Consider the following 6,835-nt stretch of genomic DNA (forward strand, 5'->3'; position numbering starts at 1 on the left):
GCTACACCCCGTCCCCACCAACAAACTTTTTGCCGCAAACCCTAGTTAAATTATGCCTTGGAAGCGCATTAATTCTATCTCTTGTTGTAGTCCGGCTTCTAGAGTACGAGGAGTAAACCCTAAATCCCTTTTAGCTTCTTCGTGGGCATAAGCTTTGTCTTCTTGTAATCGCAAGATTTGTTCTCGTCGCACTGGTGATTTTTTACCTAATGTTTTTTCTAGTAGGGTAGCTGACCAAATGCCAAAGTTCAAGGGAAAGGACAGGGGACGCACCGATTGGCCTAATAATTGTTCTATCAAGAAAATTAACTGACGGAAGGAAACAATACTACCTCCGGAAAGATCGTAAGCACCTTGTATATCAGGACATTCCCAGACTTTTAACAACATCTGGGCAATGTCATCAGCGTGAACTGGTTGTAACAGGTTATCACCAGAGCCAAAAATGGGAAAGAATCCGTAGCGGTGACAGAATTTAATCAATTTGTGTAGGTTTTTATCCTTAGGGGTGCCATAAATCATTGTCGGTCTCAGCAGACAATAAGAAGCAGGATACTCTTGTAAATAATTTTCTGCTTGTTTATACTCGGCAGAATATTCATTATATTTTGAATATACTCCTGTGGTTCCAATAATAATTAATCGGGGATTTTGTTGGAATTTTTTTAGACTATTAAGTATAGTTGGTACTTGTCGAAGTTGGACGAGATGGATGATGGTTTCAAAACTATTTTCCCTAAAAATTCCTTCCCAGGTTTCTGAGATAGAGCTATCGCCAAAATCGTAGGTTAAATTCAGTCCTAGACTATCTAACATACTGCGATCGCTAGTGGGTCGAATTAAACAATGTATTTCTATTTCAGGCTTAGTAGATGCCAAATGTTGCATGAAAAAACCACCAGGCAATCCCGTAGCACCTGTGATTAATATTTTATTCTCAATCATCATTTTTTCTCCTTTTGGCTAAAACTTGCTGATAAACCTGAAAGGTTTTTTCAAACATCTTCTCAAAAGTATATTCTGCTTCGTAGCGTTTGCGTCCTGCCGCTCCCATTTTAGCTCTGAACTTTTGATCAAGAACTAATTGTAATAGTCTCTGGTGTAAAGTGTTAACATCTCCTCGCGCTACAGTGTATCCGGTTATTCCTTCCACAATTGCTTCCGATGCTCCACCCACATCTGATACAATTACTGGTAATCCCGCTCTCATTGCTTCGATTGTAGTGCGAGGAAACCCTTCCCAATTAGATATTAAAGTAAATACTTGGGCTTGAGCTAGGACTTCAGCTACATTATTACGAAAACCTAAAAAGTTAACTCTGTCGATAATTTTTAGCTCCTTAGCTAAGGTTTTAATTTTTTCTAAATCCGGACCGTCTCCGACCAAATCTAAATGGGCTTCAGGAATATTTTGAAAGGCTTTCAGTAAGGTTACATGGTCTTTTTGCTGATCAAATCTTGCCACCATAACAATACGAACAGGATTAGCAGCACTAGGATTAGCTCTCAATTCTGTGGGTAGATCTGGCATCCCATTATGAATGGTTAATAATCGCTGCGGTTGCATACCAGTTTTTATTCCAATTAATCGATCTTGTTCCGAAACACAGATAATTTTATTAGCTAAAGGTTCTGTGATTGTTTCCAACCACTGATAGATAGTGCGACTCGGCTCTGGTACACCTCCTGTAAAAGCCCAACCATGGGCGGTAAAAATGCAAGGAGTCTTACTTTTTCTGGCAGCTAACCGCCCTAAAATTCCTGCTTTACTAGAGTGAGTGCTGATAATATCTGGTTGGAATTCTGCAATAATTTGTTTGATAAAATTCAAGGTTTGCCAGTCTTGAGTTAAGTTAATTTTTTTGCCAAAGTCTTGACAAGATACATTGGTTATGCGATGACTGATTAGATCGTCATTATAAATGCCTTTTGTTCCAGTAATAACTAAGACTTGATGGTGAGAATCTTGCAAAAATCTCGCTAAATCTCGCACATGAACCTGTGCGCCTCCAACGGTATCTGCTCTAGTTATAATAAAAAGTATTTTCATTTCATGCACAGTTTAGATTATTGATTTATGGATAATTTTAGAAAAACAGTTTTAGGTTTTTAAAACTTGATTAGCTTTTTGCAATAGCTGCAACATTTTAGGGGCGGTTATTTGAATATTATACTTATCTTCGACAAGTTTTCTGCCAGCCCATCCCATGCTTTCTCTTAAATCTCGATCATGTTTCAGGTTTTGAAAAGCTTGCAGCCATTCAGCTTGACTACTAGCTTGAAAGCCGTTGATCCCCTCCTTAATAATCTCTGCGTTCACCCCCACTGGTGAACCAATAACTGGGCGAGTAGATGCCATATATTGGATTAGTTTAAATCCGCATTTTCCTCGCTCAAATGGCGTATCGGTAAGGGGCATAATCCCCACATCAAATTGTTGCATCTCTTTCACCTCGGTTGCCTCAGACCAAGGCTTAATTTCTAAAGGTATATCCTCTAGATTTGTCTCTTTAGCACCAATAGCAACGACTTTGGCACCACCATCTCGACAAATCTCTTTTAAAACAGGATAAAGTTCTTGCATATAATCGACAAACTTCAATGGACTTCCTATCCAGCCGATGGTAAAGACTTCATTTTGAGGAGCTTTTGATAAGGGATAGCGATCAAGATCGACGACGGTGGGTAATATTTCTACCCATTTAGCTCCTGCTTGTGTTGCTCTGTTAGCTAAGTAATCATTTCCCGCAATCACTAAGCGAGCATTCTGCATTACTCGATCGATTTTCTGTGCCAATAGCCATCTAACTACAGAAGCAGAATGTTGATCGTAACGGTGGAATACTGCGTCATCATAGTCAACTACATAAGGTGTTCTTCCTCTGAGAAATAGTAATTCTAGCCAAGCTGGTAGCCAAGGTAATACTTCCTTTTCCAACCAGATTAAATCGTATTTTTGAGATTTCAACAGCAGCGAAATTCTCTGTTGATAAGCAGATAATAATCTCGATAAAGGGTATTTTTCCCCTAAGTAGCGAGTTCTAATATAATCATTATCTAATAAAGGAGCGGTCTCAACCTCTATTCCCTCTTTTTTCAAATAAGGCAAATATTGGTAGGTACGATAGCGGCTACTAGCACCTAAAGTATCGTAGCGACTGAATAACAAAATTTTCATCACTGTTGAGGATTTAATTAGATTATTTTCCTGTATAAACTGGAGAATTGAAGATATTCTTTAGGTATGGCGAAGATGATTAGCTCCTTTATATCTCTCAATAATCATTTGATCAGAAACTACTTTCTCAGGAGATTTTTTTCCTAAGAAATATGTACAAGAAGCTCCATCGAGAGCCTGAGGATTATTTTTGAATAGATAGTCAAAATATTTAAGCCAAGAAAACAATAATCTCACCATTGCTTTAGTTAATAATCTTGAGGTATTATTGCCAGCAAAACATAAAGCGAAATGTTCGATAGACCAGACTAAAACTGTTCCAGGTCCAGCAACTAAACCACTGGAAATTTCTGAAAAATAGTTAAACAAACGCCGATGACCAGAAAGGGTATATCTGGTAAAATCATAGGCCCCTTCATGAACCTGCTGCATAAAGGGAATTTCTGAATAAATTACCCCGCCATCTTTGAGAACTCTGTGCATTTCACTAACGACTTTTTCGGGGTAGAGAACGTGTTCTAAAACTGCTGTAGTAATAATACCATGCAAAACTTGGTCTTGAAAAGGAAGATCGTGAGCATCACAGAATAAATCGACATCTGCATTAACATCAACATCGGAATATATCAATTTGATATTGCTATATTCTGACATTAACCTATCCAAATCTCTTTTCTGATTTCCTCCACCCACAACCAAGACATATGCTAAGGTAAACTTTTCTAAAGTCTGAGCAAAATTTTGCATCCTCTCAATATAGTTTAAGGTGATCGATGGACTAGGGACAATTTTTGAGAATATATTTTTTTCTTTTGGACTATGATTAGTCACCGTATTAGTATAAAAAGAGGGAGAAAAAATTTTATTATCTTCTCGAATGAATACCGGTTTATTATTGACAATAGCAAATTCAGAATTACAGTTTTTGCAAATAATCTGATGATCATCAAAAATTAATTGACTACTTTGGCACTTAGGGCATTGACTCAACGTCTCGATAAATTGCTGCATTTTCTTACTCCGATCGATTAACTAAAAGTATGCTTTTTCTCAAGAAACAAAGTTACACTGGCAATATACTTAAGAAAAAATATAGATAAAAACTACAAGATAAATGAGCTATAATGGTTGGTATAGATTGATTTTGGTGTTCGTTTCATTTTCTTGTCTAGGTATAGTTGATAAAGTTCCCTCGTATATCTGAAAGATGTTCTTGAATTAGATATTTTGCCCATATTTAAAATCTCTTGGTAGCTAATATAGTTAGTAAAATAATGTAAATAATCCGTAGGTTTTTCAGTCCAATCTTCCCAGGATATACCCGATTCTTTAGTCTGACGATGAAAAGTCCCTAAACCTAAAGTGCTTAAAAATTTAATGTTATCAAACAAAAAATCAAAATTTTTAACCTTATGAACTAAAGGTAAATGAATATGCCATTCCCAGAGAACGTTAGACAAGGAAAATAGATGTACAGAATATCCATTCATTTTTAATGTTCTAGATAGCTCAAGAAAAAAAAGTAGATGATTCTTGACGTGTTCCACCACTTGGTTAGAAATAATTACATCAAAAAAATTATCTGGATATTGCCACTTTTCATCATCATAAATTAAAGTTAGTCTTTCATGCAAATCTACCTCAGAAAAATTCTTTGATAGATTTTCAATTGTTTCATCCATAAACCCCTTTTTTTGAACACCATGATTAACCACGTCTAAACCATAGACTTTCCAATTAATATTTGGCTGTACACAGGGAAGATTTTTTGTCAAGTATGCAATCAATTGTCCGTTACCACACCCAACATCTAGAATTTTGACTTCTTGATGAGTCGAATGTCTGTAAGATTCAGTATTGATTATACTTAATAAATGTTGATAATTGCTACTATTTGCTGTACTCTGCATAGAAAGTTTCTAACTCCTTTAAATTGTTGATTGCTGAAATATGTTCATGCCAATATCACTCGAATAAAAAGGATTATTCGCAGTATTTTAAAATTCTTTTCAAGGTTTTGTAATCGGTATGTAAATGGATATTGTTTCTAACAACTAAACCTCGTACAGTCCCCCAAATCCAAGATAAAATCAGCCCAGACAAACCAAAATTATCATAAATAACTCTAGCGTACTCCTGCTTACAATTCGCTAATTTTGAATTATCTTGATAGGAACTGCTGGCACCACCAAGTCTAAAAAAAGCAATTGTAGATTTGTCTTTGATTGACGATGCACTCATCTTATAAATCTTTTGATTAAGGTCGAAATCAGCATATATTTTATATTTGGTGTTGAACGGAAGTTGATCAAGTAGGTTTTTCTTAATGAATAGTCCTTGCGGACATAAAGTATTTTTGAACACAATCAATGGATTATATCTACTGATCCGTAGCTGACCGTTATCCATAATTACATTGCCATGAATTATGTCCGTATTGTTTAAACTTGCTTTTTGAATAGATTGGCTAGGTATATTTAACAATATATCATCGCTCCCCAGGTAGTAAATGTAATCTCCTTGACTCAATTTCCAGCCTTTATTCATCGCATCATATATACCTTCGTCAGGTTCGCTTAACCAATAATCTATCTGATCATCATACTTACGAATAATATCAATTGTGTTGTCCGTAGAACCTCCGTCTATAATAATATACTCAACATTATTGTAAGACTGGCTAATGACACTCTGAATTGCTTGCTCTAAGTGCTTTTCTCCATTAAAAACCACCGTTATAATAGTAACCAAAGGAACTGCAAATTTTTCCGATAACTCACTTGTCTCTGGGTAGGAATGCTTGAAATATCCCTTTGTTCTTAATCCTCCTTCTCCCCTGCGTTCTGGATTTGGTGGCAAAAATAAATGAGATTGCACTTTTGCACAAGGATCGTTAATAATAGCAGGCCTCTCCATAGTTACTCGGCGAGTTGTAGAGAAGTTAGCATCTAGCTCGATAGTTTTTTTCTCTTGCAATGGTGGTTTTATTGTCATATCTTATCTTGATACTGGCAAGCTAAAAGCTTTGTAATCTTGATTACAAACTAGCTCAGTTTGTAATTAGCCCTATAGAACTAGAAAGATTATTGAAGCTCTCTCATACTTGCCAAAATACTATTAAACTAGCCTGGGGGTTATATCAGCTAATATGATTAGCTAAAAAAGTTAACTTCTAGACCTAGAGAAATTGTACCTGATCATGAACTTATTGTCAAGAAAATTTTTAACCAGCCCATACTAGAAAGCCAACGGCTCTCCCGGTATAATGAATGGGAAAAATGTTCGCATATCGGTAGTGATCCGATAGTAGTGGCGTAGATATCTTGCTTATCTAGCCTGAGTTGTGTAGAATATTGACTAATAAAAATAATTACCTGACAAATGTCAAGAATTTGCTTTTTATGATTGCTTTTTTATCAATATCTTGTCTTGGATCATTAAATTTTGGTATTTTGGTATTTTGGTAAAGGAAATCAGAAAAATCTTTATAAGCGAATACAAGACCTGAGTAATTCCTCAAAGGCAGAAAGTTGCTTTCTTGAACAAGATAATAGTCATGGTCGAAAAATATCAAGAAAAATAGAAATTTTTAAAGTGAGGAAAAATGAAAGACAAGGGTTGGAAAATCTGCGAAGACTTATTAAAGTAGAAAGAAGG

The 6,835-nt window shown here is 35.8% G+C and carries 6 protein-coding genes and 1 pseudogene; 1 reads left to right on the forward strand and 6 read right to left on the reverse strand.

Translation table 11 applies throughout. The features are described 5' to 3' along the window. Positions 1-45: 45 nt before the first annotated feature. The 6 genes from IQ242_RS12880 to IQ242_RS12905 all read right to left on the reverse strand — a co-directional run bounded on the left by IQ242_RS12880 (position 46) and on the right by IQ242_RS12905 (position 6,172). Positions 46-948 (reverse strand): NAD(P)-dependent oxidoreductase, encoded by a 903-nt coding sequence (locus tag IQ242_RS12880; protein WP_228020964.1) that lies wholly within the window; start codon positions 946-948, stop codon positions 46-48. Further along, the gene (locus tag IQ242_RS12885) at positions 938-2,050 is read right to left on the reverse strand and encodes a glycosyltransferase family 4 protein (RefSeq protein WP_193960246.1); all 1,113 of its coding nucleotides are present in this window, start codon (positions 2,048-2,050) and stop codon (positions 938-940) included. The genes IQ242_RS12880 and IQ242_RS12885 overlap by 11 nt, the downstream gene beginning before the upstream one ends. 51 nt (positions 2,051-2,101) lie before the next feature. Beyond that, positions 2,102-3,178 (reverse strand): glycosyltransferase family 4 protein, encoded by a 1,077-nt coding sequence (locus IQ242_RS12890; RefSeq protein WP_193960247.1) that lies wholly within the window; start codon positions 3,176-3,178, stop codon positions 2,102-2,104. A gap of 60 nt (positions 3,179-3,238) precedes the next feature. Next, positions 3,239-4,189, reverse strand: a complete 951-nt coding sequence (locus tag IQ242_RS12895; protein WP_193960248.1) for a methyltransferase domain-containing protein — start codon at positions 4,187-4,189, stop codon at positions 3,239-3,241. A 92-nt stretch (positions 4,190-4,281) separates the two neighbouring features. After that, positions 4,282-5,088: a class I SAM-dependent methyltransferase gene (locus IQ242_RS12900; protein ID WP_228020965.1), complete on the reverse strand. Its 807-nt coding sequence runs from the start codon at positions 5,086-5,088 to the stop codon at positions 4,282-4,284. Between the two features lie 73 nt (positions 5,089-5,161). Beyond that, positions 5,162-6,172 carry a glycosyltransferase family 2 protein gene (locus IQ242_RS12905; RefSeq protein WP_193960249.1) on the reverse strand — a complete coding sequence of 337 codons (1,011 nt, stop codon included), beginning with the start codon at positions 6,170-6,172 and terminating at the stop codon, positions 5,162-5,164. A gap of 471 nt (positions 6,173-6,643) precedes the next feature. Between IQ242_RS12905 and IQ242_RS12910 the strand changes: the two are divergent. Beyond that, positions 6,644-6,835 (forward strand): annotated as a pseudogene (locus tag IQ242_RS12910) (ISAs1 family transposase); the annotation flags it as partial.

The organism is Microcystis sp. LEGE 08355, from assembly GCF_015207185.1.
Lineage (GTDB): Bacteria > Cyanobacteriota > Cyanobacteriia > Cyanobacteriales > Microcystaceae > Microcystis > Microcystis panniformis.

What these genes read in the sequence shown, in the direction of transcription:
- IQ242_RS12880 (WP_228020964.1), bottom strand. Translation starts at nt 948, where the DNA reads ATGATGATTGAGAATAAAATATTAATCACAGGTGCTACGGGATTGCCT.
- IQ242_RS12885 (WP_193960246.1), bottom strand. Translation starts at nt 2,050, where the DNA reads ATGAAAATACTTTTTATTATAACTAGAGCAGATACCGTTGGAGGCGCA.
- IQ242_RS12890 (WP_193960247.1), bottom strand. Translation starts at nt 3,178, where the DNA reads ATGAAAATTTTGTTATTCAGTCGCTACGATACTTTAGGTGCTAGTAGC.
- IQ242_RS12895 (WP_193960248.1), bottom strand. Translation starts at nt 4,189, where the DNA reads ATGCAGCAATTTATCGAGACGTTGAGTCAATGCCCTAAGTGCCAAAGT.
- IQ242_RS12900 (WP_228020965.1), bottom strand. Translation starts at nt 5,088, where the DNA reads ATGCAGAGTACAGCAAATAGTAGCAATTATCAACATTTATTAAGTATA.
- IQ242_RS12905 (WP_193960249.1), bottom strand. Translation starts at nt 6,172, where the DNA reads ATGACAATAAAACCACCATTGCAAGAGAAAAAAACTATCGAGCTAGAT.